This window comes from Micromonospora sp. NPDC051924, from assembly GCF_055586005.1.
In genome coordinates, this window is the sequence record NZ_JBVJJA010000015.1 from 62,137 (window position 1) to 86,304 (window position 24,168).

Consider the following 24,168-nt stretch of genomic DNA (forward strand, 5'->3'; position numbering starts at 1 on the left):
ATGAACACCGCGCAGTTCACCCCCGCCGGCACGATGACCGCGGAGGACCTGGGCCGGATCCACCTGATCGGGGTGGGCGGCGTCGGCATGAGCGGCCTGGCCCGGCTCTTCCTCACCCGGGGCCTGCCCGTCTCCGGCAGCGAGCTGCGGGAGTGGCCGTCGCTGGCCGGCCTGCGGGCGCTGGGCGGCACCATCCACATGAGCCACGAGGCGTCGAACCTCGACGGGGTCGACACGGTCGTCTACTCCTCGGCCATCCCGCAGGACCACCTGGAGATGGTCGAGGCGCGCCGGCGCGGCCTGCGGCTGCTGCACCGCTCCGAGGCCCTGGCCGCCGCGATGACCGGCCGGCGGACGGTGGCGGTGGCCGGCACCCACGGCAAGACCACCACCACCTCGATGGTCACCATGGTGCTCCAGCAGGCCGGCACCGACCCGTCCTTCGTGATCGGCGGGGAGATCTCCGAGGTCGGCTCCGGCGCGCACCACGGCACCGGCGAGCACTTCGTGGTCGAGGCGGACGAGAGTGACCGCTCGTTCCTCATCTACCGCCCGTTCGTGTCGGTCATCACGAACATCGAGGCGGACCACCTCAACACCTACGGCGACCTGGCCAACCTGGAGGCCACCTTCGCCGACTTCGCCCGGCTCACCGACCCCGAGGGGTTCGTCATCACCTGCGCCGACGACGCGGGCGGGCGGCGGCTGGCCGAGACGCTGCGCGCCGAGGGGCGCCGGGTCTGGACGTACGGCGAGTCGCCGGACGCCGACCTGAGGCTGAGCGAGATGGCCTCCTCGGCCCAGGGGGTGCGCTACCTGGCCGCGATCGAGGGCCGGTCGCTGGGCGAGATCCGGATGCCCGTTCCGGGGCGGCACATGGCGCTCAACAGCGCCGCCGCGGTGCTCACCGCGTACCTGCTGGGGCTGCCGGTCACGGCGGCCGAGGCGGCGCTCGGCGCGTTCCCCGGGGTGCGGCGGCGCTTCGAGCGCAAGGGCGTGGCCGACGGCGTGCTGGTCTACGACGAGTACGCGTACCACCCGACCTCGATGACCCTGGCCCTGCAGACGCTGCGCGAGGTGGCCGGCGAGGGCCGGCTGATCGTGGTCTTCCAGCCCTACCGGCTTTACCGCACCCGTGACCTCCAGGCGGAGATCGCCGCCGCCCTGGCCATCGCCGACGAGCTGGTGCTGCTGGAGGTCTTCGGGCCGGGCGAGCTGCGCCAGCCCGGTGAGGGCGCGGCGGCGCTGATCGAGGCGGTGCCGCTGCCCGCCGAGCGGAAGGTCTTCGTCGAGGCGTGGGACGACGTGCCGGCCGAGGTGGCCCGCCGGGCCCGGCCGGGCGACGTGGTGGTGACGATGGGTGCGCCGCCGATCTCGCTGATGGGCGACCAGCTGCTCGACGCCCTGCTGGCCCGGACCGGCGAGGCGGGCGGCGCGGCGGCCATCGGCACCGGTGTCGGCCCGGACGGCGCGGCGACCCCGGCCGGATGAGTCCCGGCCCGGCCCGTGGCCGGACCCGTGGCCAGGACGGCGGGGCCGGCCGGCGCAACCCGGTACGGCAGTGGCAGCTGGTCCGGGCGGGCGCGGACGCCGTTCCCCCGTCCACCCGGCGGTTCATGGCCCGGGCCCGGCAGCGCCGGATGCGCGCGGCGCTGCCCTGGGCGGTGGCCGCCGGCGTGCTGGCGCTCGCCGGGCTGGTCGCCTGGACCGTGCTCGGCACCGGCCTGTTCGGCGTCCGGGAGGTGCGGGTGGTCGGCGCGAAGCTGGTCACCCCGGTCGAGGTCCGCGAGGCCGCGGCGGTGCCGGACGACGCGCCGCTCGCCCGGGTGGACCTCACCGCCACCGCCCGCCGGGTCGGCACGCTCGCCCCGGTGGAGCGGGCCACCGTGGCGCGGGACTGGCCGGGGACGCTGGTGATCCGGGTGGTGGAGCGGACCCCGGTGGCCGTCGTGCCGCAGGGGGACCGGTTCGCCGTGATCGACCGCGCCGGCGTGGTCTTCCAGAACCTGCCCAGCGCTCCCGGCGGGTTGCCGGTGATCCGGGTGGGCCGGCCCGCGCCGGACGACCCGGGCACCCGGGCGGGCCTGGCGGTGCTCGCCGCGCTCAGCCCCCGGTTGCGGGCCGAGCTGGTCGCCGTGGACGTGGCCGGGCTGGCCCGGATCACCCTGCGGCTGCGCGGCGACCGGACGGTGTTCTGGGGCGATGCGACCCAGGGGCCGAAGAAGTCCGAAGTGGCCACCGCACTGCTCGGTCGGAAGGCCGACACGATCGACGTGAGCGCCCCGGACGTGGTCACGTACCAGTGATCCGCCGGGTCAGCGAACGTGACCCGGCCCGCTCCGCCCGGCGACACGCCGGAAGGGTCCTTGGCTCATCGCGCGGCGGCGCATACGTTGCCCCGAAGAGATCAGTGGTTGACATAGCTCTAAGCCTCTAGTAGAGGGTGAGGGTTTCAGCCGTAGGACCCGTTGGGAAATGCTCCGCCGCTGGTCTGGCCAAGCCGTGTGGGGTCGGCCCATGCCAATCTCGAAGGGAAAGGACCGGAGATGACACCTCCGCACAACTACCTGGCGGTCATCAAGGTCGTCGGCATCGGGGGCGGCGGCGTCAACGCCGTCAACCGGATGATCGAGGTTGGGCTCAAGGGCGTCGAGTTCATCGCGATCAACACCGACGCGCAGGCGCTGCTGATGAGCGACGCCGACGTCAAGCTCGACGTCGGCCGGGAGCTGACCCGGGGGCTGGGTGCGGGGGCCAACCCGGACGTCGGCAAGAACGCGGCCGAGGACCACCGCGACGAGATCGAGGAGGTGCTCAAGGGCGCCGACATGGTCTTCGTGACCTGCGGCGAGGGCGGCGGCACCGGCACCGGCGGCGCGCCGGTGGTGGCGAACATCGCCCGCAAGCTCGGCGCGCTCACCATCGGTGTGGTCACCCGGCCGTTCTCGTTCGAGGGCAAGCGCCGCCAGGTGCAGGCCGAGGCCGGCATCGAGGAGCTGCGCAACCAGTGCGACACGCTCATCGTGATCCCCAACGACCGGCTGCTCGCGCTCGGCGACCGCAACATCTCCATGATGGACGCCTTCCGGACCGCCGACCAGGTGCTCCTCTCCGGTGTCCAGGGCATCACCGACCTGATCACCACGCCGGGTCTGATCAACCTGGACTTCGCCGACGTCAAGAGCGTGATGAGCGGTGCCGGCAGCGCGCTGATGGGCATCGGTAGCGCCCGGGGCGAGAACCGGGCGGTCGAGGCGGCCGAGGCGGCCATCTCCAGCCCACTGCTGGAGCAGAGCATGGACGGCGCGCGCGGCGTGCTGCTCTCCATCGCCGGCGGCTCCGACCTGGGCCTGTTCGAGATCAACGACGCCGCGCAGCTGGTCACCGACGCGGCCCACCCGGACGCCAACATCATCTTCGGCGCGGTCATCGACGACGCGCTCGGGGACGAGGTGCGGGTGACCGTGATCGCCGCCGGGTTCGACGGGGGCATGCCGGCGTACAAGGCGGCCGATGCGCCCCGCAAGAGCAACCAGAACCAGCCGGCGCAGCCGAATCCGCCGGTCGCGCCGCCGGCCACCATGCCGCCGCCGCAGCAGGCGCCGCGTCGGGTGCTCTTCGACGACGTCGACGTGCCCGACTTCCTCAAGAACGGGTCCTGAGCCGCGCCGATGACCGACATTTCCGCCACGGTGCGACCTGATCGACGCGCCGAGCTCGCGGCCGGGCTCGCCCGGGTACGCGCCCGGATCGCCGACGCCTGCGCCGCGGCCGGACGGGACCGCGGTGAGGTCACCCTGGTCGCGGTGACCAAGACGTACCCGGCCGGCGACGTGGTCGCGCTCGCCGGTCTCGGAGTGACCGACGTGGGGGAGAACCGCGACCAGGAGGCGGCGCCGAAGGCCGCCGAGGTGGCGGCGGCCGGGGCCACGCCGCGCTGGCACTTCATCGGCCAGCTGCAGCGCAACAAGGCCCGCTCGGTGGTCCGGTACGCCGACGTGGTCCAGTCGGTCGACAGCGTCCGGCTGGTCGGGGCGCTGGACACCGCGGCGGCCGCCGCCCGGGACCGGCCGCTGGAGGTGCTGGTGCAGGTCAGCATCGACGGCGACCCGGCGCGCGGTGGCGCGCTGCCGGACTCGGCGGACCCGGACCGCGGCCTGGACCCGGTGGCCGAGGCGGTGGCCGGGGCCGGGGCGCTGCGGCTGGGCGGCCTGATGGCGGTGGCGCCGCTGGGCTGGGAGCCGGAACGGGCGTTCGCCCGGCTGGCCGAGGTGGCGCAGCAGTTCCGCGACCGGTTCCCGGACGCGACCGTGCTCTCCGCCGGAATGAGCGGGGATCTGGAAATTGCGATCGGGTACGGCGCGACACATGTCCGCGTCGGCAGCGCGTTGCTCGGAATGCGCCCCACGCTGCGGTAGCCTGACCGCGAAAGAAGCAAATTACATCAGTGTTGTTAGGAACGGCGTTCCCGTAGCCGGGGGCCGTGGCGGGCGGACCGCGAATCGCTCGCCAGGGGATTGCCGATCCGGTCCGATGGGCATTCGTTGTCCACTCGTGATCAAGCGACACGGCACGGGGGCGCGTGCCGCACGGCGGACGGAAGGGCGCGGGGATGGGTGCACTGCGCAAGGCGGGGGTCTGGCTCGGACTCGTCGAGGAGGATGACGAGCGGGCGTACGAGGACGGTGGCTACGACAAGGGTGGCTACCGGGACTCGCGCTACCGGTCGAGCCGGTACGCGGAGGAGTTCGCCGACGAGGAGGACGAGGAGTCCGAGGAGCCGCCGGCGAGCCGTACCCGGGTCGGTGACCGGGGTCGGCTGACCGAGCGCGCGTCGAGCCGGCTCGCCGAGAGCGAGCGGGCCGAGGTGGAGCGCCCGGAGCGGGCCGAGCGGTCCAGCGTCCGGTCGATCACCCGGTCCGGGGGCGGTGAGAACTCCGGTGCGCTGACCTATCACACCCGGGACAACCTCGCCCTCGCTCCACAGGCGCAGCCGCGGGAGCGGGCGGTGGCCGCCGAGGACGAGCAGCGCTACCAGATCACCACCCTGCACCCGACGACCTACCGCGAGGCGCGCACCATCGGTGAGCACTTCCGCGACGGGGTGCCGGTGATCATCAACCTCACCGAGATGGACGAGGCGGACGCCCGCCGGCTGGTCGACTTCGCCGCCGGGCTCGCGTTCGGTCTGCGCGGTACGATCGAGCGCGTGACCAACCGGGTGTTCCTGCTCTCACCGGCCAACGTCCAGGTCACCGCGGAGGACAAGGCCAAGATCGCTGAGGGCGGCTTTTTCAGCCTGAGCTAGCCCGCCCGACCGAGGGACGTCGCCTGCCGTGTTGTCGATCCTGTTCCAGGTGCTCTACCTGCTCTGCTACCTGTTTCTTCTGGTGCTGCTTGCCCGATTTGTCCTTGGTGCGGTTCTGGCCTATGGTCGCCGCTGGCAACCGGGACGGGGAGCATCGGCCGGATTGGAAGTGGTGTGGAGCGTCACTGATCCGCCCCTGCGCGCGTTGAGGCGTGTGATCCCACCACTGCGAATTGGTAGCGTGAGCGTCGACCTGGCCTCTCTTGTGCTCCTGGTTATCCTGTTCGTGCTGATGGAGTTCGTGTTAGGGCAGCTGATCACGGCATTCGCCTGATCAGCCTGCTTTCGCGGCCGCAACTGACCCGAGGAGTTTCGATGCCGCTGACCCCGGCCGACGTCCACAACGTCGCCTTCAAAAAGCCGCCGATCGGTAAGCGGGGGTATGACGAGGAGGAGGTCGACGCCTTCCTGGACGAGGTCGAGCGCGAGCTTGCCCGTCTGATCGAGGAGAACAACGAGCTGCGCGCCCAGGTGGAGCGGGGTGGCCGTGGGGGCGCCCCCGCCGGCCCCGGCGGCGACGCCCGTCTCGCGGCGGAGCTCAACGACGTCAAGGCCCAGCTCGACCGGGTGCAGCGCGACAAGGCGGCCGCCGAGCAGGCGGCCCGGGCGATGCAGGGCGAGCTGGAGCAGGTCCGCGCCCAGGGCGGCCCGGTCGCCGGCCCCGACGGCGAGCAGCAGGCGCTGCGGGTGCTGATGATGGCCCAGCGCACGGCCGACGACCACGTGTCGGACGCCCGCCGCGAGGCCGACCAGCTGCTCTCCGAGGCCCGGTCCAAGGCCGAGGAGGTCACCCGCGAGGCCCGCGCCAAGGCCGACGCCCTCGAGCGGGACGCCCGCCAGCGGCACCAGGAGGCCATGGGCGGCCTGGACGCCAAGCGCACCGCGCTGCAGAAGCACATCGAGGAGCTCAAGCAGTTCGAGCGCGAGTACCGCACCCGCCTCAAGGCCTACCTGGAGAGCCAGCTGCGCGACCTCGACGGCCGGGGCCAGGGCCTGGAGGCCGAGATGACCCGCGTCGAGGGCAACCGCTCCGGCGGGGGTAGCAACGGTCTCGCCGCCGCCGGCCTCGCCGGCTCGTACGGCGGTGGCCGCTCGAACTCGCTCGAGTCCGGTCGCTGATCCCGCCGCCGGCGGTCGTCCCCGGACGGCCGCCGGCGACGCAGGCCCACACGACGCGGCGGGGGTGAGCCGTGATAGTCGCCAGCATCCTGCTCATCCTCGTCGCGGTCGTGCTCCTGGTGGCCGGGCTGGCCGGTGGGTCCAGCCCGCTGCTGATCACCTCCATCGCGGCCAGTCTGCTGGCCGCCGTGGCCCTCGTCGCGGGCGCCCGCCAGGCGGCCTCGACCCGGGCCACCGCGGGCCAGGGCGACCGGCCGCGGAACCGCACCGCACCGGGTGGCCCGCCGTACGGGCCGCCGCCCGGTGAGCCGGAGATCCCGGTCCAGCACATCCCGACGACGGACGACGGCACCGGCGTACCCGGGTGGCGGCAACCGCCCGGTCCGCCGGTGACCGACCCGTCGTTTCTGCCCTTCGAGTCGTTTCCCGACGAGGCCGACCCGCGGGCGGACGCCCCGGCGCCCACCTCGCCGGCCGCCGACGGTCCGTTCGACGGCGACCTGCCCGCCCAGCCGCTGTCGGCGGCGGAGCTGGCCCGGCTGACCGGGCTGGACGACGAGGTGCGGGTGGTCGACGGTCAGCCGCGCTTCCACCTGTCCGACTGCCCCCACCTGGTGGGCCGGGCCGACGAGCCGCTGCCCGTGGCCGAGGCGGTCGACCTTGGCTTCACCCCGTGCGCCCGCTGCGCGCCGGCCACCGCCCTGCTCGCCGACCCGCCCCTGGGGCGATCATGGTGACCATGGACGACACGCTCACCGTCGCCGTGCGGGTGAAGCCCGGCGTCTCGCGGGCCCGGGTCGGTGGCCGCTTCGACGGCCCGCACGGCCCCGCCCTGGTGATCGCCGTGACCGCGCCCGCGGTGGACGGGCGGGCCACCGAGGCGGCCCGGCGCGCGCTGGCCGACGCCCTCGGCGTCCGGCAAGCGGCGGTCTCGTTGCGCACCGGCGCGGCCAGCCGGGACAAGCTCTTCCTGGTCGAGCGCCCGGTCGCCGGGCTGGCCGACGTGCTGCGTCGGCTGCGTGACGGATCGGCCGAGTGAGGACCGCCCAGGCCGGTAGCGGATGACGCCTGGGCTGGATCTCGCGCTGCTGCTCGGCGCGGCCGTCCTGCTCGTGGCGGTGGGCGCGGTGCGCTTCTCCACCCGGCTGGGCGTGCCGAGTCTCCTGGTCTACCTCGCGCTCGGGGTGGCGATCGGCGAGGCGGGGCTGGGCATCCGCTTCGACGACGTCGAGCTGACCCGGATGCTCGGGTTCTGCGCGCTCATCGTGATCATCGCCGAGGGCGGGTTGAGCGCGCGGTGGAGCACGCTGCGCCCGGTGCTCGGGATGGCCACCGCGCTCTCCACGGTCGGCGTGGTGGTCAGCATCGCGGTGGTCGGGCTGGTGGTGCACCTGGTGCTCGGCCTCGACTGGCGGCTGGCCCTGCTCTACGGCGCGGTGCTCTCCTCCACCGACGCGGCGGCCGTCTTCGCCACCCTCCGCCGGCTGCGCCTGCCCCCGCGCCTGGTGGCCACCCTGGAGGCGGAGTCCGGCATCAACGACGCCCCGGTGGTGATCGTGGTGGTGCTGCTCTCCCGGGACGCCGCGACCGCCCATCCCTGGTGGTTCGAGGTCCTGCTGGCCGGCTACGAGCTGGGGGTCGGGGCGGCCGTCGGGGTGGCCGCCGGCATCACCGGCCGGTACGCCCTGCGCCGGGCCGCGCTGCCCTCCGCCGGCCTCTACCCGATTGCGGTGGTCGGTTTCACGGTGCTGGCGTACGCGGCCGGCTCGGTGCTGCACGCCTCCGGCTTCCTCGCCGTCTACGTCGCCGGGGTGCTGCTGGGCAATGCCCGGCTGCCGCACCGGCAGGCGATCCTCGGGTTCGCCGACGGCCTGGCCTGGCTGGCCCAGATCGGCCTGTTCGTCCTGCTGGGCCTGCTGGTGTCGCCGGGCCGGCTGCCCGGCGCGGTGCTCCCGGCCGTGGTCACCGGGCTGGCCCTGCTCCTGCTCGCCCGGCCGCTGTCGGTGGCGGTCTCCGCGCTGCCGTTCCGTTTCCCCCGCCGGGAGCAGCTCTTCCTCTCCTGGGCGGGGCTGCGCGGGGCGGTGCCGATCGTGCTGGCCACGATCCCGCTCTCGCTCCGGGTGCCCGGCGCGGACCGGCTCTTCGACGCGGTCTTCGTGCTGGTGGTGATCTTCACCCTGCTCCAGGCCGGGACCCTCGCCCCGGCGGCTCGGCGGCTCCGGGTGACCGCCCCGGCCGAGGCGGCCGAGGTGCGGGTCGAGACGGCCCCGCTGGAACGGATGCGGGCCGACCTCCTCCAGTTGGAGGTGCCGCCCGGGTCCCGGCTCGGCGGCGTGCACGTGGACGAGCTGCGGTTGCCGGTGGGGGCCTCGGTGACCCTCGTGCTGCGCGACGGCGCGGGCTTCGTGCCCGGCCCGGACACCCGGCTCAAGGTCGGCGACAGCCTGCTCATCGTCGCCACCGCCGAGGCGCGGGACGAGGCGGAGCGGCGGCTGCGCGCGGTCAGCCGCCGGGGTCGCCTGGCCCGGTGGTTTGGCGAGTACGGCGAGGACCCGGACGCATGATCTGCTAGCGTTCCTTTTGCCCCGATTGGTGGCTGTTCGGGGTTGAATCACGGCGCGACGGTGCGGCACGTTGTCGGACGCCTGTACGTTCCGTATTCTTGCCACCCTCCGGAGTGCGCGGTCCCTGCTGGCCGCGCGCCCGTTTCGTACCTGGGGTACCGATACCGGTGGCCCCTGCCCAGGCACCGCCGACCGCCGCGGTACGCGGCTGAGGGAGCTGACGATGGCGAAGCCAGCCGACACCAGGACCGCCGGCCGCAAGCCGGTGGCGAAGGCCACCCGCAGCGCGGCGGAGACCGAGAAGATCCGGGCCGCCCTGGCGGCGCGGCGGGACGAGCTGAATGCCGAGTACGATCAGACGCTGAGCGAGATCACCGAGCTGCAGCGCGACCGGCTGACCGACTCGGCCGGGGACGACCAGGCCGACACCGGCACCAAGACGTTCGAGCGCGAGCAGGAGATCTCCCTCGCCAACAGCATCAAAGAGCGGATCACGCAGGTCGAGCGCGCGCTGGAGCGGCTCGACGAGGGCGGCTACGGCTGGTGCGAGCGGTGCGGCAACCCGATCCCGGTGGAGCGGCTCGCCGCGTTCCCGTCGGCCACCCTCTGCGTGACCTGCAAGCAGCTGGAGGAGCGGCGCTGAGGCCGCTCCCCGGCGGCCTTGGGTGGACGGCGCGCCAGCGCCGTCGAGAGCGTCGATGGGGAGCAGATGACCGCAGCACCGCCCGCCGGGTCCGGCACCGCTGAGTCGGCCGGCGGCACGCGCCGCCGCCGGGCGGTCGGGGTCCTCCTCGGCGTCGCCGTGGCCGCCCTCGTCGCCGATCTGGTGACCAAGCAGCTGGCCCTCTCGTCGCTCACCGGTCGGGGACCGGTGTCGCTGTTCGGCGGCGCCGTCTACCTCACCCTGACCCGCAACAGCGGCGCGGCCTGGAGCATCGGCTCCGACCACACCTGGGTCTTCCCGCTGATCACCATCGGCGTGATCGCCTGGATCGCCTGGATGGCGCTGCGACTGCGGTCGCTGCCGTGGGCCGTCTCGCTCGGCCTGGTGCTCGGCGGCGCCCTGGGCAACCTGACCGACCGGATCTTCCGGGCGCCCGGGCACTTCGTCGGCCATGTGGTCGACATGGTCAGCCTCTTCGACCCGTACGGGCAGGTCTGGCCGGTGTTCAACCTGGCCGACAGCTCGCTGGTCTGCGGCGTGGTGCTGGCGGTCTTCCTGGAGCTCACCGGTCGGCAGCGGGACGGCTCCCGGGCCACCGTCGAGCGGTCCGGCGACGCGGCCCCCGCCGACCAGCGGGAGCGGGCGTGACCTCCGTCTTCGCCGCCGGCGGCGACCACCGGTCCCTGCCCGTCCCGGACGGGCTCGACGGCATGCGCCTCGACCAGGCCGTGTCCCGGCTCTTCGGGCTCTCCCGGACCACCGCCGCGGCGCTGGTCGACGCCGGGGACGCGCTGGTCGACGGCGCGGTCCGACCCAACTCGCACAAGGTCAAGGCGGGCTCCTGGCTGGAGGTCACGCTGCCCGCGCCGGCCGCCCCGCCGACCGTGGTGCCGCAGGCGGTACCGGGCCTGACCGTGGTCTACGCCGACGACGACATCGTGGTGGTGGACAAACCGGTCGGCGTGGCCGCCCACCCCAGCCCCGGCTGGACCGGCCCGACCGTGATCGGCGGGCTGGCCGGGATCGGCCACCGGATCTCCACCAGCGGCGCCGCCGAGCGCCAGGGCGTGGTGCACCGGCTCGACGTGGGCACCACCGGCATCATGGCGGTGGCCAAGAGCGAGCAGGCGTACACCGCGTTGAAGCGGGCGTTCAAGTACCGCGAGGTGGAGAAGCGCTACCACGCCGTGGTGCAGGGCCACCCGGACCCGCTGCGCGGCACCATCGACGCGCCGATCGACCGGCACCCGCACCACGACTACCGCTGGGCGGTGGTCTCCGGCGGCAAGCCGAGCGTCACCCACTACGACACCCTCGAGGCGTTCCCGGCTGCCAGCCTGCTCGACGTGCGGCTGGAGACCGGGCGTACCCACCAGATCCGGGTGCACTTCTCCACGCTGCGCCACCCCTGCGTGGGTGACCTGACCTATGGCGCCGACCCGACCCTCTCGGCCCGGCTGGGGCTGGCCCGGCAGTGGCTGCACGCCCGGTCGTTGAGCTTCCTGCACCCGCGCACGGGCGAGGAGGTCACCTTCGTCAGCGACTACCCGGACGACCTGGCCCGGGCGCTGGACATCCTCCGCGACTGAACCGCCCCACCGACCGTCCGACGAGGGATCACAACGTGCCCGCCGACGTACCGCCGCGCCCGTCGCGGTCCGGCAAGCTCACCTGGCTCGCGCTCGCCTGCGCGCTGGTGGTGCTGGTCGTCGCCGCTGCGCAGCGGCGGGACGAGCCGGTGGGGGACCGGACGGTGGGGGAGGTCACCCGGGTCGGCGTGGCCGACGGCGACGCCATTCCGGCCTACCTGCGTACCGCCGCCGACGAGCTGACCCGGCTCGCCGCCCCCGGCAGCTATGCGCTGGTCTCCTTCGCCGACTACCTGACCCCCGCGCAGGCGGCCACCGCGCTCGGCGGCACGCCGGTCTCGGCGGTGGTCGCCCGGGTGCCACTGCCCGGGCGGCAGACCGAGATCGTCCGGCTCGCCGCGCTGCGGCTGCCCGACGACGTGGTCGCCGGGATGGCCGAGGTGGCCGCCCGCAAGGACCGGGAGGCCGCCGACTACCGGGCGCGCGCCGCCGCCCCGGCGGCCACCGCCGATCCCGAGCTGCGTCGGGTGTACGACACCGGCGCGTCGATCTCGGCCCGGGAGGCGGCCGCCTACCGGGCGGCCTGCGCCTGCGTGTACGCCGCGGTGGTGCGGGACACCCCGGACGCCCTGCGGGCGCTGGCCACCCGCCCCGGCGTACGCGGGGTGGACCCCGCGCCAGAGGTGCGGCGGCTGGACCGGACGGTGTTCACCCCACCGCTGCCCGAGCAGCGGGACGTGGCCCGGCCGCCGGCCGACAGCGGGTTGGCCGGCCGGGCGCCGGGCCCCGGAATGGGCGATTCGTCGGAAGCCGCACCGACGGTGAGCGGATCATCACCGGCCGGCGGCGGGCCCCCGGCGGCCGCCCGATCGCCCAATCCCGCTCCCACCTCCTGAGACGTGCCCGGCCGCGGCCCCCGGTCCGACCCGCCGGTGAGGAGAGCCACCGGGGGATGTGCGAACCCGGGTGTGGTCCGAATAGGGTTTCGTTCGTAGCCTGTCAGGCGGAGATCGATGGGCTGGGGGAGGGCGAAGCCTTGGACGGCAGCGAGACCGGCTGGGGTCGGCAGGCTGAGCCGGCACCGCGGTGGCGGGCGCTGCTCGACCGGGCCCGGCTCAGCGGACGCGGCGCGGAGCAGGCCGAGACGGACCACCGGGCGGAGGAACACCCTCCGCCGTCCGCCGAGCCGTTGCCCCGGCGCGCCGCCGGCACCGGCTGGACCGGTCGGGCGCAGCTCCCGGGGCAGCCGGCCGAGCCGGCGTACGGCGACGAGCAGTCCTACCGGGTCGAGGCGACCTACCGGGTGGAGCCGGCCTACCGGCTCGAACCCGGATACGGCGAACCCGCCTACCGGGCGGAGCCGGCGTACCGCACCGAGCCGGACCCGCGCGCCGAGCCGTCGTGGCGGGCCGAGCCGGCCTACCGGCAGGACCACCCGGAGCCCGAGGTGCGTGGCCGGGGCACCGCCTCCGTCGACTCCCGCTACGCGCTGCTCGACAACGGCTACCAGCCCGAGCCGCCCCCGGTGGAGTCCCGGTACGCGCTGCTGGAGCGGGGCCGCTACCGGCCGGAGACCCTCCCGGCGCCCGAGCCGACCTACCCGGAGCCGGTCGCGCCCGGCCCGGCGTATCCGGCGGCGGCCGAGGGCTATCCGGCCCGGGTGGAGGCGGCCCGGGTCGAGTGGCGCGCCCCGCAGCCGGAGAGCGAGCCGGAACGGGCCGCCGGGGTGCTCCGGCGCGAGCTGGGCAGCCCCCGGGTGCTCGCCTTCGCCAACCCGAAGGGCGGGGTGCACAAGACCACCGCCACCGTGCTCGCCGCGGCCACCGTCGGCAGCGTCCGCGGCCGCGGCGTGCTCGCCTGGGACGACAACGAGCTGCGCGGCACCCTCGGCCTGCGCGCCGGCAGCGCCCGGCACGCCCGCACCATCCGGCATCTGGTGCACGACCTCGCGCAGATCGAGATCCTGGAGGGCGACACCCTGCTGGCGCACCTCGACGACTACCTGCGGCACGCCTCGGACGGCTCGTACGACGTGCTCGCCGGCGAGGAGAGCCCGCGGTTCGCCCAGCGGCTGGACCAGTTCACCGTCAAGCGGGTGCTGGAGCTGCTGCGGCGGACCCACGACGTGGTCTGCGTGGACACCGGCAACAACGTGGAGAGCCCGAACTGGCGGACCGTGATGCAGGCCGCCGACCAGCTCGTGGTGACCACCGTGCCGCGCGAGGACGCCGCGTTCAGCGCGGACTGGATGCTCGACCTGCTGCACGAGGTCGGGATGGGCGAGCTGGCCGACAACGCGGTCACCCTGATCTCCTGCCCGACGCCGGGGCGCAGCTCGCTCCAGGACGACCTGGAGCGGCACTTCGCCACCCGCACCCGGGCGGTGGCCGTGGTGCCCTACGACCCGGCCCTGGAGACCGGCTCCTCGATCGAGTACCACCAGCTCCAGGCGGAGACCCGGCAGGCGTGGCTCAAGGCCGCCGCGGTGATGCTGGAACCGTTCGCCCGCTGACCGCCACCGCCGCCCCGGGGCGGCCCGTCGCCTGAGAGGATCACCGGGTGAGTCCGGACACCCCTGATCCCGAGCGGGCCGCCGACCGTTTCGGCGTGCCTGACGCCGACCGCCCGTCCGGCGGGCCCGAGACCTCCGCGCGCCCCCCGTCCGGTCCCGACCGGCCGGCCGGCGACGGCGCGGCCGAGGGCTTCGCGCCGCCCGACCCCGGGCCTCCCGTCGGCGCGGCCGGGCCCGAGGTGCCCGGCTGGCCGTCCGGCCTGCCGGTGCCCGCCGGCACCCCGGTCACCGCCCCCGGCGCGGACCCGCTCGCCGGCTACCCGGGCCTGGTCGCCGGGGTTCCCGCCGCCGACCGGCCCACCGGCCGGCTCCGCACGGCCGGGATCACGCTGGGTGTGGCGTTGCTGGTGAGCGTGCTGGGCGCGCCGTTGGGCCTGCTCTGGGCGGCCGTGGCGCCGGGCATCCCGGTGCGGAAGACCGCCGAGGGTGCGATCTACGCCACGCCGCAGCCGGAGCAGCCGATCGCCGCCGACGGGTGGTTCAGCCTGCTCGGGCTCGGCTTCGGGGTGCTCGTCGCGATCGCGCTCTGGGTGCTGCTGCGCCGCCGGCGCGGGCCGGCCGGCCTGGCCGCCGGGGTCCTCGGCGGGATCGGCGCGGCGGTGGTGGCCTGGCAGCTGGGCCGCCGGATCGGGCTCGGCACGTACCACCGGCTGCTGGCCACCGCGCCGGACGGGGCGGCCTTCAGCAAACCGGCCGACCTGCGGGCCGGCGGGATCGACTGGTACGCGCTGCTGCCCGTGCCGCACGGCAACCTGCTGCTGCCCGCGTTCGGCGTGGCGGTGACGTACACCCTGCTGGCCGGCTGGTCGCGGTGGCCGTCGCTGCGCCCCGAGCCGGACCTCGACGCCGGCTGGCCCGGCCCGGGCCTCGACGACGGCTGGCCGCCGGCCGGGCCGGGGATCAGTTCGGGGCCGGAGGACCGGCCAGCTCGTTGAGCGGCACCGGGACGGCCCGGACCTGGCGCAGCAGCGCCGCTTCCCGGTTGAGCAGCCGCAGCTCGGCGCGGAGCCGGGCGGCGGTGTCGTCGATGGCGAGCAGCCGCTGCCGGTCGGCGACGGTCAGCGCGGCGGTGGCGGCGACCAGGTGCGACAGCACGGTCGGGTCCTCCGGCAGCTGCTCGGAGATCTCCTGCGGGTCGGGCCGGATCAGGCCCAGGTACTGCCGGAACACCGAGATCACCCGGGCCGCCAGCAGGTCGGCGACCTCGTCCGTGCCGGTTGGCTCGGGCAGCCACTCCACGTCGGCGGTCAGATACGGCGCGGCGCCGGAGTCCACCTCGGCGATGCGGAAGCGGCGCCGACCGACGGTGACGATGTCGAACCCGCCGTCGGCCAGCTCGGTGACCTGCCGCAGCTCGGCGGTGCAGCCCACCTCGTGCAGCGTGACCTCCCCGCCGCCCGGCGTCGGCCGGCTCGGCGGCCTGGCCGGGGCGACCTCCCAGCCCGCCTGGATCGCCACCACCCCGAACTCGCGGGGCGCCCCCTCGGGCAGCCCGACCAGGTGGCGCACCAGCGCCCGGTAGCGCTCCTCGAAGATGTGCAGCGGGAGGACCAGCCCGGGGAAGAGGACCGTCCCCAGCGGGAACACCGGCAGCCGTGCGGTCACGGGTCCGAGCGTATCCCGATCTCGCACGGCCGGCGTGTCCCGGCTCACCGTCCCGGCGTACGGGCGGCGCGGGCCGGCCCCCGGACCGCCGCCTAGACTCGCAAGGGTGCTGAATCGGATCGACCTGCGCGGCGGGGTACCCGACCCGCGCCGCCTGCTGCCCCGTGCCCAGCTCGACGTCTCCGTGGCCGTCGAGCGGATCCGCCCCCTGGTGGAGGCGGTCCGGGCGCATGGGTACCCGGCGATCCGGGAGGCGAGCGAACGGTTCGACGGCGTCTCGCCGGAGTACCTGCGGGTGCCGGTGGAGGTCATCCGGGCGGCCGAGGGGACGCTCGATCCGCAGGTCCGGGCCGCGCTGCTGGAGTCGATCACCCGGGCCCGCAAGGTCCACGCCGACCAGCGCCGCACCGACCACACCACGCAGGTGGTGCCCGGCGGCACGGTCACCGAGCGCTGGGTGCCGGTCGACCGGGTGGGCCTGTACGTCCCCGGCGGCCTGGCCATGTACCCGTCGACCGTGGTGATGAACGTGGTCCCCGCCCAGGCGGCCGGGGTGCGCTCGCTGGTGGTGGTCAGCCCGCCGCAGCAGGAGAACGGCGGCCTGCCCGACCAGCGGGTCCTCGCGGCCTGCGCGCTGCTCGGCGTCGACGAGGTCTACGCGGTCGGCGGCGCCCAGGCGGTCGCCATGCTGGCGTACGGGTCGACCGTCGACCCGGCCGGCGCCGAGCGCTGCGAGCCGGTCGACATGATCACCGGCCCGGGCAACATCTGGGTCACCGCCGCCAAGCGGCTGCTGCGCGGCGTGGTCGGCATCGACGCCGAGGCCGGACCCACCGAGATCGCCATCCTCGCCGACGACACCGCCGACCCGGCGCACGTCGCCGCCGACCTGATCAGCCAGGCCGAGCACGACCCGCTCGCCGCCAGCGTGCTGGTCACCCCGTCGCTGGTGCTCGCCGACGCGGTCGACGCGGAGCTGGCCCGGCAGGTGCCGGCCGCCAAGCACACCGAGCGGATCGCTGCCGCGCTGCGGGGCGAGCAGAGCGGCGTGGTGCTGGTCGACGACCTCGAGGCGGGGCTGCGGGTGGTCGACGCGTACGCGGCTGAGCACCTGGAGATCCAGACCGAGGACGCCCGTGCGTGGGCGCTGCGGGTGCGCAACGCCGGGGCGATCTTCGTGGGCGCCTGGTCGCCGGTGTCGCTCGGCGACTACTGCGCCGGCTCCAACCACGTGCTGCCCACCGGCGGCTGTGCCCGGCACTCCTCGGGGCTGTCCGTGCAGTCCTTCCTGCGCGGCATCCACCTGGTCGAATACAGCCAGGGCGCGCTGCGCGAGGTGGCCCCGCACGTGGTCACCCTGGCCGGCGTGGAGGACCTGCCGGCGCACGGCCAGGCGGTCAGCGTGCGCTTCCCCGGAGGGACGGCGTGACCACCCTCGACGACCTGCCCATCCGGGACGACCTGCGGGGCCTGACGCCCTACGGGGCGCCGCAGCTGGACGTGCCGGTCCGGCTGAACACCAACGAGAACTCCTACCCGGTGCCCGACGCGGTGGTGGACGCCATCGGCAAGGCCCTCGCGGCCGAGCTGCGCGACCTCAACCGCTACCCGGACCGGGACGCGGTGGCGCTCCGCGCCGACCTGGCGGCCTACCTCGGCCACGGGCTCACCGTCGACCAGGTCTGGGCCGCCAACGGCTCCAACGAGATCCAGCAGCAGCTGCTCCAGGCGTTCGGCGGTCCGGGACGCACCGCGCTCGGCTTCACCCCGGCCTACTCGATGCACCCGCTGCTGGCGCTCGGCACCGGCACCGGGTGGATCCCGGCCGCCCGGGGGGCCGACTTCGGGCTGACCGCCGACGAGGCGGTCGCCCAGGTCCGAGCGCACCGGCCCGACGTGGTCTTCCTCTGCTCGCCGAACAATCCGACCGGCACCGCGCTCGACCCGACCGTGGTCGCCGCGGTGCTCGACGAGGCGCCCGGCATGGTGATCGTGGACGAGGCGTACGCCGAGTTCGCCCGGCCCGGCACGGTCAGCGCGCTCGCCGTGCTGCCCGACCACCCCCGGCTGGTGGTCACCAGGACGATGAGCAAGGCGTTCGGCTTCGCCGGCGGGCGGCTCGGCTACCTGGCCGCCGACCCGGCGGTGGTGCAGGCGGTGCAACTCGTCCGGCTGCCGTACCACCTCTCGGCGCTCACCCAGGCCGCCGCCCGCGCGGCGCTCGCCCACCGCGACGCCCTGCTCGGCACGGTCGCCGCGATCATGGTCCAGCGCGACCGGATCGTGGCCGAGCTGCGCGCCCGGGGCCACCGGGTCGCCGACAGCGACGCCAACTTCGTGCTCTTCGAGGTCGGGGGCGACCAGACCGCGGCCTGGCGCACCCTGCTCGAGGCCGGCGTGCTGGTCCGTGACGTCGGCCTGGCCGGCTGGCTGCGGGTCACCGCCGGCACCCCCGCCGAGACCGACGCCTTCCTCACCGCCATGGAGAAGCTCTCATGAGTCGCACCGCCCGGGTCGAGCGGATCACCAAGGAGACCAAGGTTCTCGTGGAGATCGACCTCGACGGCACCGGCAAGGCCGACATCGAGACCGGGGTCGGCTTCTACGACCACATGCTCAACCAGATCGCCCGGCACGGCGGCTTCGACCTGACCGTGCACACCGTCGGCGACCTGGAGATCGACGCCCACCACACGATGGAGGACACCGCGCTCGCCCTGGGCGCCGCGTTCGACCAGGCGCTGGGGGACAAGGCCGGCATCCGCCGGTACGGCTCGGCCACCGTCCCGATGGACGAGGTTCTGGTCCGGGCCGCCGTCGACCTCTCCGGCCGGCCGTACGTGGTGCACGACGAGCCGCCGCTCGCGCCGTACATCGGGCCGGTCTATCCGACCAGCATGACCCGGCACATCTGGGAGTCCTTCGGCCAGGCGGCCCGCATCACGCTGCACGTCGACGTGCTGCGCGCGGCCCGCCCGGGCGGCCACCCGGACGCCCACCACGTGGTCGAGGCGCAGTTCAAGGCGGTCTCCCGCGCGCTGCGCGAGGCCGTCGGCATCGACCCGCGCAGCGCCGGCGTGGTCCCGAGCACCAAGGGCGCGCTCTGATGGGGCGGCCGCTGCCGACCCTGCTGCTGATCCTGGCCGGCCTGCTGGTCGGCGGGACGTGGTCGCTGTACAAGCAGGGCGCGTCGCGTTGGGCGGTGCTGACCACCGGGTTGCTCGCCGCGTTGGCCACCGCCGGCGGGCTGCTCTGGCTGCTACCCGGGGAGGGATGATGGGCAAGCGGGTGGTGGTGCTCGACTACGGTTCGGGCAACCTGCGGTCGGCCGAGCGTGCCCTGGAGCGGGCCGGCGCCGAGGTCACGGTGACCGACGACCTGGCCGCCGCCGCCGAGGCTGACGGCCTGGTGGTGCCGGGGGTCGGCGCGTTCGCCGCCTGCATGGCCGGGATCGAGGCGCTCGGCGCCGGCCCGGTCATCGCCGAGCGGGTCGCCGCGGGCCGCCCGGTGCTCGGCATCTGCGTCGGCATGCAGGTGCTCTTCGAGCACGGCGACGAGCACGGCGTGGTGACCAAGGGGCTGGGGCTGCTGCCCGGCGGGGTGACGAAGCTGCCCGCGCGGCGGCTGCCGCACATGGGGTGGAACACCGTGCACGCCCCGGCGGGCTCGGTGCTCTTCGCCGGCCTGCCGGCGGACGCCCGGTTCTACTTCGTCCACTCCTACGGGGTGACCGACCTGGCCGGGCTGGCCGCCGCGGGTGCGGCGGTGACGACCGCCGAGCACGGGACGGACTTCGTCGCCGCGGTGGAGCGGGGCCCGCTCGCCGCGGCCCAGTTCCACCCGGAGAAGTCGGCCGACACCGGCGCCGCCCTGCTGCGCAACTGGCTGGGCACGCTTGAGTAAGGAACGGGCCCGTCGCCGGGAGGCCCGTGAGGCCCGGCTGGCGGCCGAGCGCGCCGTCCGGCTGCGGCGGGCGGCCCGCCGGGAGCGGCGCCGCGCCTTGGTACGCCGGCTGACCCCGACGCTGCGCCGGGGCCGGACCGGCCGGCTGAACCGGCACACCCGGGGCGAGCGGGCGGCGATCGTACTGCTCACCGGGGCGGCGCTGGCCGGCATCTGGAATTTCGTCGACGACCTGGCGCTGCGGCTGGCGCTGGTCGTGCTGTTGCTGCTGGTCCTCCCGGCGATCGTGGTGATCGCCCTGGACCGTCGGACCTGAACCGAGGAGAAGAGCCTTGAGCCTCACCCTGTTGCCCGCCGTGGACGTCGCCGACGGCCGGGCCGTCCGGCTCGTGCAGGGCGCCGCCGGCAGCGAGACCGCGTACGGCGACCCGCTGGAGGCGGCCCTCGCCTGGCAGTCCGACGGCGCGGAGTGGATCCACCTGGTCGACCTGGACGCCGCCTTCGGTCGGGGCTCCAACGCGCACCTGCTCGCCGAGGTGGTCCGGCAGCTCGACGTGAAGGTCGAGCTCTCCGGCGGGATCCGCGACGACGAGTCGTTGCAGGCCGCGCTGGGCACCGGCGCGGCCCGGGTCAACATCGGCACCGCCGCGCTGGAGGACCCGGAGTGGTGCGACCGGATCTGCGGCGAGTTCGGCGACCGGGTGGCGATCGGGCTGGACGTGCGGGGCCGTACCCTCGCCGCACGCGGCTGGACCCGCGACGGCGGCGACCTGTACGAGGTGCTGGAGCGGCTGGACAAGGCCGGCGCCTCCCGGTACGTCGTCACCGACATCACCAAGGACGGCACCATGCGCGGGCCGAACCTGGACCTGCTCCGCGAGGTCTGTGCCCGCACCGACGCGCCGGTGATCGCCTCGGGTGGCGTCTCGACCCTGGACGACCTGCGCGCCCTGGCCACCCTGGAGCCGCTCGGCGTGGAGGGCGTGATCGCCGGCAAGGCGCTGTACGCCGGCGCGTTCACCGTCGCCGAGGCGCTCGCCACCCTGCGGGCCGCGGCGTGACCACGGTCGCGGGCGACGGCCGCGCCGTCACCCGCCTCGGCTCGGGCGGCCCCTGGGAGGCCCTGTACGGCTACTCGCGGGTGGTCCGGGTGGGGAACCTGGCGATCACCGCCGGGTGCACCTCGACGGTCGACGGTCGGGTGGCGCACGTCGGGGACGCCGCCGCGCAGACCGCCCAGGCGCTGCGGATCGGCCTCGACGCGCTCGCCGAGGTGGGGGCGGAGCCGGCCGACGTGATCCGGACCCGGATGTACGTGACCGACCGGATGTACGCCGACGAGGTGGGCCGGGCGCACAACGCGGTGTTCGGCGCGGTCCGCCCGGTGGCGACCATGGTGGTGGTGGCCGGCCTGATCGACCCGGACCACCTGGTCGAGGTCGAGCTGGAGGCGTGGCTCCCCGAAGGCTGAACCCCGTGGTTCCGGCCGGGGGCCGGTCTTCGCCGCGGCCGTGGTGGCCGTGCTCACCGTGCGGCCGAATGAGTTGTGCGCAATTTGATTGCGCGCTACGGTTCGGGATGTGACCGATGACCTGGTGCTGCGCCGGCAGGTGTGCTTCGCCCTCTACGCGGCCTCGCGCGCCCTCACCGACGTCTACCGGCCCATCCTCGACGAGCACGGGCTGACCTACCCGCAGTACCTGGTGCTGCTGGTGCTCTGGGAGCGCGGCGACGACCCGCCCACGGTCTCCGAGCTCGGCGCCCAGCTCCGGCTCGACTCCGGCACGCTCTCTCCGCTGCTCAAGCGGCTGGAAGCGGCCGGCCTGGTGCGGCGTACCCGCGCCGCGCGGGATGAGCGTCGGGTCGAGGTGGGCCTCACCGCGCAGGGTCGGGCCCTGCGGGAGCGGATGGACGAGGTGCCGCTGCGGGTGGCCCGCGCCACCGGCCTCACCGAGGCCGAGCTGATCGCCCTCCGCGACACCCTCACCCGGGTCACCGAGACGATCCATCGACAGAAGGAGCAGTGACCCCCATGCAGGTGCTCTACACCGCGTCCGCGCGGGCCACCGGGGACGGCCGGGACGGCCACGTCCGTACCTCGGACGGCACCCTCGACCTGGACCTGGCCATCCCGAAGGAGATGGGCGGCGCCGGCGGCGCGGCCAACCCGGAGCAGCTCTTCGCCGCCGGATACGCGGCCTGCTTCCACTCCGCGCTGCGGCTCGTCGCCCGCCGGGCGAAGGTGGACGTCTCCGGCTCGGTGGTCGAGGCCGAGGTGGGCATCGGCCCGAACGGCAGCGGCGGCTTCGGCCTGACCGTCACCCTGGTCGTGGACCTGCCCGCCGTCGAGCGGGCCGCCGCCGAGCAGCTCGTCGAGGCCGCCCACCAGGTCTGCCCCTACTCCAACGCGACCCGGGGAAACATCGAGGTCGCCCGTACCGTCCGGGAGGCGCTGTGAGCACCAACCGTGAGATCCACCTGGCCTCGCGCCCGCAGGGCTGGCCGACCGCGGACAACTTCCGCCTGGTCACCACCGAGGTGCCCACCCCGGGGCCGGGCCAGCTCGTGGTCCGCAACCGGTTCATCTCGGTCGACCCGTACATGCGGGGCCGGATGAACGACGTGAAGTCGTACGTGCCGCCGTTCCAGCTCGACGCCCCGCTCGACGGCGGCGCGATCGGCGAGGTGGTGGCGAGCGAGGCCGACGGAGTCAAGCCCGGCGACACGGTCCTGCACGGTCTCGGCTGGCGCGAGTACGCGCTGGTCGACGCCAGGGCCGCCCGGACGGTCGACCCGAGCCTGGCGCCGGTGAGCGCGTACCTGGGCGTGCTCGGCATGACCGGGCTCACGGCGTACGCCGGCCTGCTCGACGTGGCCGCCATGAAGCCCGGCGAGACGGTCTTCGTCTCCGGCGCGGCCGGCGCGGTGGGCAGCATGGTCGGCCAGATCGCCAAGCTGCGGGGCGCGGCCCGGGTGGTGGGCAGCGCCGGCTCCCCGGCCAAGGTCGAGCGGCTCCGGGCGCTCGGCTTCGACGCCGCCTTCGACTACCACGACGGCCCGGTCAGGGACGCGCTGAAGGCCGCCGCCCCGGACGGCATCGACGTGTACTTCGACAACGTCGGCGGCGAGCACCTGGAGGCCGCCATCGGCGCCATGAAGCTGCACGGCCGGGCCGCCGTCTGCGGCATGATCGCGCAGTACAACGCCACCGAGCCGCCCGCCGCGCCGCGCAACCTGGCGCTGCTGATCGGCAAGCGGCTCACCCTGCGCGGCTTCCTGGTGGGTGACCACGGCCACCTGCGCGAGCAGTTCGTCCAGGAGATGGCCGGCTGGCTGCGCGACGGGAAGATCTCGTACGACGAGACGGTGGTCGACGGCATCGAGAACGCCCCGGAGGCGTTCCTCGGCATGCTGCGCGGCGAGAACCTGGGCAAGATGCTCGTCCGGGTGTGACCCCGGACTCGTTCCCGGCGGCCGGCCCCCTCGGGCCGGCCGCCGTGCCCTACCCGTTGGATAGGCTCGCGGCATGACGGTGGCGGTACGGGTGATCCCGTGTCTGGACGTGGACGCCGGGCGGGTGGTCAAGGGGGTCAACTTCCTCGACCTGCGCGATGCCGGTGACCCGGTCGAGCTGGCCGCGGCGTACGACCGGGCCGGCGCGGACGAGCTGACCTTCCTCGACGTCACCGCCTCCGCCAGCGACCGGGGGACGATGCTCGACGTGGTCCGCCGCACCGCCGAGTCGGTCTTCATCCCGCTGACCGTCGGTGGCGGCGTCCGCCAGGTGGCCGACGTCGACACGCTGCTGCGGGCCGGCGCGGACAAGGTCGGGGTGAACACGGCCGCCATCGCCCGCCCCGAGCTGATCGCCGAGATCGCCGACCGGTTCGGCCGGCAGGTGCTGGTGCTCTCCCTGGACGTGCGGCGGGCCCCCGGCGACACCACGCCCAGCGGCTTCGAGGTGACCACCCACGGCGGGCGCCGGGGCACCGGCCTCGACGCGGTGGAGTGGGCGGCGCGTGGCGCCGAGCTGGGCGCGGGGGAGATCCTGCTCAACTCCATGGACGCCGACGGCACCAAGACCGGCTTCGACCTGCCGCTGATCCAGGCCGTCCGGCAGGTCGTCGACGTGCCGGTGATCGCCAGCGGCGGCGCCGGCGAGGTGGCGCACTTCCCGCCGGCCATCGGCGCGGGCGCCGACGCGGTGCTCGCGGCCAGCGTCTTCCACTTCGGCGAGCTGACCGTCGGCGAGGTCAAGGACGCCCTGCGCGGCGCCGGCCACCCGGTCCGCTGATCCGTCGGGCGGTCAGGCGCGGCCGGAGTGGCCCTCGGGGGAGCGGCGCGGCATCGGGATCGAGCGGACCGCATACTCCTGCACCGCGGCGGCGTGATCGTCCTCGGCCAGGCTCCAGTCGGACTCACCCGGGGTGTGCTGCCGGCTGAGCGCGCCCTGCACGGTGTCCACCATGGTCCCGACCCCGGCGCTGGGCCGGCTACGCCAGAGCCGCTCGCCGTCGGGGGTGAGCCGGAACCAGCCGTCGGAGACGCTGACCAGGCCGGCGCCGACCAGCCGACGGACCGCGGTCTCCAGCTCGTGCCGCTCGGGGATGGACCGGTTGAGGTGGTCGGCGGTGGAGAGGACGTCGGCCAGGCGTACGCCCTCGGGCCGGCGCGTGGAGGCCGACCGGCGGTGCCGGCCGGCACCGCTGGCGATCACCAGCGAGACGAAGATCCAGGCGTCGGTCCAGCGCCATCCGTTCTCCCCCATGCAGGAATGATGCCCG

At 74.7% G+C, this 24,168-nt stretch carries 30 protein-coding genes; 28 read left to right on the plus strand and 2 right to left on the minus strand.

Annotated elements, in window-relative coordinates; translation table 11 throughout:
- The 16 genes from murC (at position 1) to ACZ6S5_RS14545 (ending at position 14,811) form a co-directional block, all read left to right on the plus strand.
- Positions 1–1,491 (plus strand): UDP-N-acetylmuramate--L-alanine ligase, encoded by a 1,491-nt coding sequence (murC, locus tag ACZ6S5_RS14470; protein ID WP_466000593.1) that lies wholly within the window; start codon positions 1–3, stop codon positions 1,489–1,491.
- Entirely contained in the window at positions 1,488–2,306 is an 819-nt protein-coding gene (locus tag ACZ6S5_RS14475; RefSeq protein ID WP_466000594.1) for a cell division protein FtsQ/DivIB, read from the plus strand. Before murC ends, ACZ6S5_RS14475 begins: the two co-directional genes overlap by 4 nt.
- A gap of 240 nt (positions 2,307–2,546) precedes the next feature.
- The gene (ftsZ, locus tag ACZ6S5_RS14480) at positions 2,547–3,662 is read left to right on the plus strand and encodes a cell division protein FtsZ (protein WP_466000595.1); all 1,116 of its coding nucleotides are present in this window, start codon (positions 2,547–2,549) and stop codon (positions 3,660–3,662) included.
- A gap of 9 nt (positions 3,663–3,671) precedes the next feature.
- Entirely contained in the window at positions 3,672–4,418 is a 747-nt protein-coding gene (locus tag ACZ6S5_RS14485; protein ID WP_466000596.1) for a YggS family pyridoxal phosphate-dependent enzyme, read from the plus strand.
- A gap of 194 nt (positions 4,419–4,612) precedes the next feature.
- Positions 4,613–5,308: a cell division protein SepF gene (locus ACZ6S5_RS14490; RefSeq protein WP_466000597.1), complete on the plus strand. Its 696-nt coding sequence runs from the start codon at positions 4,613–4,615 to the stop codon at positions 5,306–5,308.
- Between the two features lie 28 nt (positions 5,309–5,336).
- Positions 5,337–5,642, plus strand: coding sequence for a YggT family protein (locus ACZ6S5_RS14495; protein ID WP_393179016.1), 306 nt, complete (start codon positions 5,337–5,339; stop codon positions 5,640–5,642).
- Positions 5,643–5,683: 41 nt separating this feature from the next.
- The gene (locus ACZ6S5_RS14500; RefSeq protein WP_466000598.1) at positions 5,684–6,487 is read left to right on the plus strand and encodes a DivIVA domain-containing protein; all 804 of its coding nucleotides are present in this window, start codon (positions 5,684–5,686) and stop codon (positions 6,485–6,487) included.
- 71 nt (positions 6,488–6,558) lie between these two features.
- Positions 6,559–7,224, plus strand: coding sequence for a hypothetical protein (locus ACZ6S5_RS14505; protein ID WP_466000599.1), 666 nt, complete (start codon positions 6,559–6,561; stop codon positions 7,222–7,224).
- On the plus strand, positions 7,218–7,526 hold the full coding sequence (locus ACZ6S5_RS14510; RefSeq protein WP_466000600.1) for a DUF167 domain-containing protein: 309 nt from the start codon (positions 7,218–7,220) through the stop codon (positions 7,524–7,526). The genes ACZ6S5_RS14505 and ACZ6S5_RS14510 overlap by 7 nt, the downstream gene beginning before the upstream one ends.
- A 22-nt stretch (positions 7,527–7,548) precedes the next feature.
- Positions 7,549–9,051, plus strand: a complete 1,503-nt coding sequence (locus ACZ6S5_RS14515; protein ID WP_466000601.1) for a potassium/proton antiporter — start codon at positions 7,549–7,551, stop codon at positions 9,049–9,051.
- Between the two features lie 223 nt (positions 9,052–9,274).
- Positions 9,275–9,694, plus strand: coding sequence for a TraR/DksA family transcriptional regulator (locus ACZ6S5_RS14520; protein ID WP_018785248.1), 420 nt, complete (start codon positions 9,275–9,277; stop codon positions 9,692–9,694).
- Positions 9,695–9,760: 66 nt separating this feature from the next.
- On the plus strand, positions 9,761–10,363 hold the full coding sequence (lspA, locus tag ACZ6S5_RS14525; RefSeq protein ID WP_466000602.1) for a signal peptidase II: 603 nt from the start codon (positions 9,761–9,763) through the stop codon (positions 10,361–10,363).
- The gene (locus tag ACZ6S5_RS14530; RefSeq protein ID WP_466000603.1) at positions 10,360–11,304 is read left to right on the plus strand and encodes an RluA family pseudouridine synthase; all 945 of its coding nucleotides are present in this window, start codon (positions 10,360–10,362) and stop codon (positions 11,302–11,304) included. Before lspA ends, ACZ6S5_RS14530 begins: the two co-directional genes overlap by 4 nt.
- A gap of 35 nt (positions 11,305–11,339) precedes the next feature.
- Positions 11,340–12,200 carry a hypothetical protein gene (locus ACZ6S5_RS14535; protein WP_466000604.1) on the plus strand — a complete coding sequence of 287 codons (861 nt, stop codon included), beginning with the start codon at positions 11,340–11,342 and terminating at the stop codon, positions 12,198–12,200.
- A 140-nt stretch (positions 12,201–12,340) separates the two neighbouring features.
- Complete coding sequence (locus ACZ6S5_RS14540; RefSeq protein ID WP_466000605.1) at positions 12,341–13,816, plus strand: MinD/ParA family ATP-binding protein; 1,476 nt, start codon at positions 12,341–12,343, stop codon at positions 13,814–13,816.
- 239 nt (positions 13,817–14,055) lie between these two features.
- A complete protein-coding gene (locus tag ACZ6S5_RS14545; protein WP_466000676.1) occupies positions 14,056–14,811 on the plus strand; it encodes a DUF2567 domain-containing protein in 756 nt (251 codons plus the stop codon).
- Here the strand turns inward: ACZ6S5_RS14545 and ACZ6S5_RS14550 are convergent.
- Entirely contained in the window at positions 14,777–15,481 is a 705-nt protein-coding gene (locus ACZ6S5_RS14550) for an LON peptidase substrate-binding domain-containing protein (protein WP_466000606.1), read from the minus strand. The two genes, ACZ6S5_RS14545 and ACZ6S5_RS14550, sit on opposite strands and share 35 nt — an antisense overlap.
- Positions 15,482–15,587: 106 nt before the next feature.
- Here ACZ6S5_RS14550 and hisD point away from each other — a divergent pair, with 106 nt between their 5' ends.
- The 12 genes from hisD (at position 15,588) to hisF (ending at position 23,678) form a co-directional block, all read left to right on the plus strand.
- Positions 15,588–16,910: a histidinol dehydrogenase gene (hisD, locus tag ACZ6S5_RS14555; protein ID WP_466000607.1), complete on the plus strand. Its 1,323-nt coding sequence runs from the start codon at positions 15,588–15,590 to the stop codon at positions 16,908–16,910.
- A complete protein-coding gene (locus ACZ6S5_RS14560) occupies positions 16,907–17,980 on the plus strand; it encodes a histidinol-phosphate transaminase (protein ID WP_466000608.1) in 1,074 nt (357 codons plus the stop codon). The genes hisD and ACZ6S5_RS14560 overlap by 4 nt, the downstream gene beginning before the upstream one ends.
- Positions 17,977–18,588, plus strand: coding sequence for an imidazoleglycerol-phosphate dehydratase HisB (gene hisB, locus ACZ6S5_RS14565; protein WP_466000609.1), 612 nt, complete (start codon positions 17,977–17,979; stop codon positions 18,586–18,588). The genes ACZ6S5_RS14560 and hisB overlap by 4 nt, the downstream gene beginning before the upstream one ends.
- The gene (locus tag ACZ6S5_RS14570) at positions 18,588–18,758 is read left to right on the plus strand and encodes a hypothetical protein (protein WP_466000610.1); all 171 of its coding nucleotides are present in this window, start codon (positions 18,588–18,590) and stop codon (positions 18,756–18,758) included. Before hisB ends, ACZ6S5_RS14570 begins: the two co-directional genes overlap by 1 nt.
- Positions 18,758–19,384 (plus strand): imidazole glycerol phosphate synthase subunit HisH, encoded by a 627-nt coding sequence (hisH, locus tag ACZ6S5_RS14575; RefSeq protein ID WP_466000611.1) that lies wholly within the window; start codon positions 18,758–18,760, stop codon positions 19,382–19,384. Before ACZ6S5_RS14570 ends, hisH begins: the two co-directional genes overlap by 1 nt.
- On the plus strand, positions 19,377–19,700 hold the full coding sequence (locus tag ACZ6S5_RS14580; protein ID WP_466000612.1) for a hypothetical protein: 324 nt from the start codon (positions 19,377–19,379) through the stop codon (positions 19,698–19,700). The genes hisH and ACZ6S5_RS14580 overlap by 8 nt, the downstream gene beginning before the upstream one ends.
- Before the next feature lie 16 nt (positions 19,701–19,716).
- Positions 19,717–20,445 (plus strand): bifunctional 1-(5-phosphoribosyl)-5-((5-phosphoribosylamino)methylideneamino)imidazole-4-carboxamide isomerase/phosphoribosylanthranilate isomerase PriA, encoded by a 729-nt coding sequence (gene priA, locus ACZ6S5_RS14585; RefSeq protein WP_466000613.1) that lies wholly within the window; start codon positions 19,717–19,719, stop codon positions 20,443–20,445.
- Positions 20,442–20,855 (plus strand): RidA family protein, encoded by a 414-nt coding sequence (locus ACZ6S5_RS14590; protein ID WP_466000614.1) that lies wholly within the window; start codon positions 20,442–20,444, stop codon positions 20,853–20,855. The genes priA and ACZ6S5_RS14590 overlap by 4 nt, the downstream gene beginning before the upstream one ends.
- 109 nt (positions 20,856–20,964) lie before the next feature.
- The gene (locus tag ACZ6S5_RS14595; protein ID WP_466000615.1) at positions 20,965–21,411 is read left to right on the plus strand and encodes a MarR family winged helix-turn-helix transcriptional regulator; all 447 of its coding nucleotides are present in this window, start codon (positions 20,965–20,967) and stop codon (positions 21,409–21,411) included.
- Positions 21,412–21,416: 5 nt separating this feature from the next.
- The gene (locus ACZ6S5_RS14600) at positions 21,417–21,842 is read left to right on the plus strand and encodes an organic hydroperoxide resistance protein (RefSeq protein ID WP_466000677.1); all 426 of its coding nucleotides are present in this window, start codon (positions 21,417–21,419) and stop codon (positions 21,840–21,842) included.
- Positions 21,839–22,837: an NADP-dependent oxidoreductase gene (locus ACZ6S5_RS14605; protein WP_466000616.1), complete on the plus strand. Its 999-nt coding sequence runs from the start codon at positions 21,839–21,841 to the stop codon at positions 22,835–22,837. The genes ACZ6S5_RS14600 and ACZ6S5_RS14605 overlap by 4 nt, the downstream gene beginning before the upstream one ends.
- 73 nt (positions 22,838–22,910) lie before the next feature.
- A complete protein-coding gene (gene hisF, locus ACZ6S5_RS14610) occupies positions 22,911–23,678 on the plus strand; it encodes an imidazole glycerol phosphate synthase subunit HisF (protein WP_466000617.1) in 768 nt (255 codons plus the stop codon).
- Between the two features lie 12 nt (positions 23,679–23,690).
- Here the strand turns inward: hisF and ACZ6S5_RS14615 are convergent, their stop codons facing one another.
- Positions 23,691–24,152 (minus strand): hypothetical protein, encoded by a 462-nt coding sequence (locus tag ACZ6S5_RS14615; RefSeq protein ID WP_466000618.1) that lies wholly within the window; start codon positions 24,150–24,152, stop codon positions 23,691–23,693.
- Positions 24,153–24,168 lie beyond the last annotated feature (16 nt).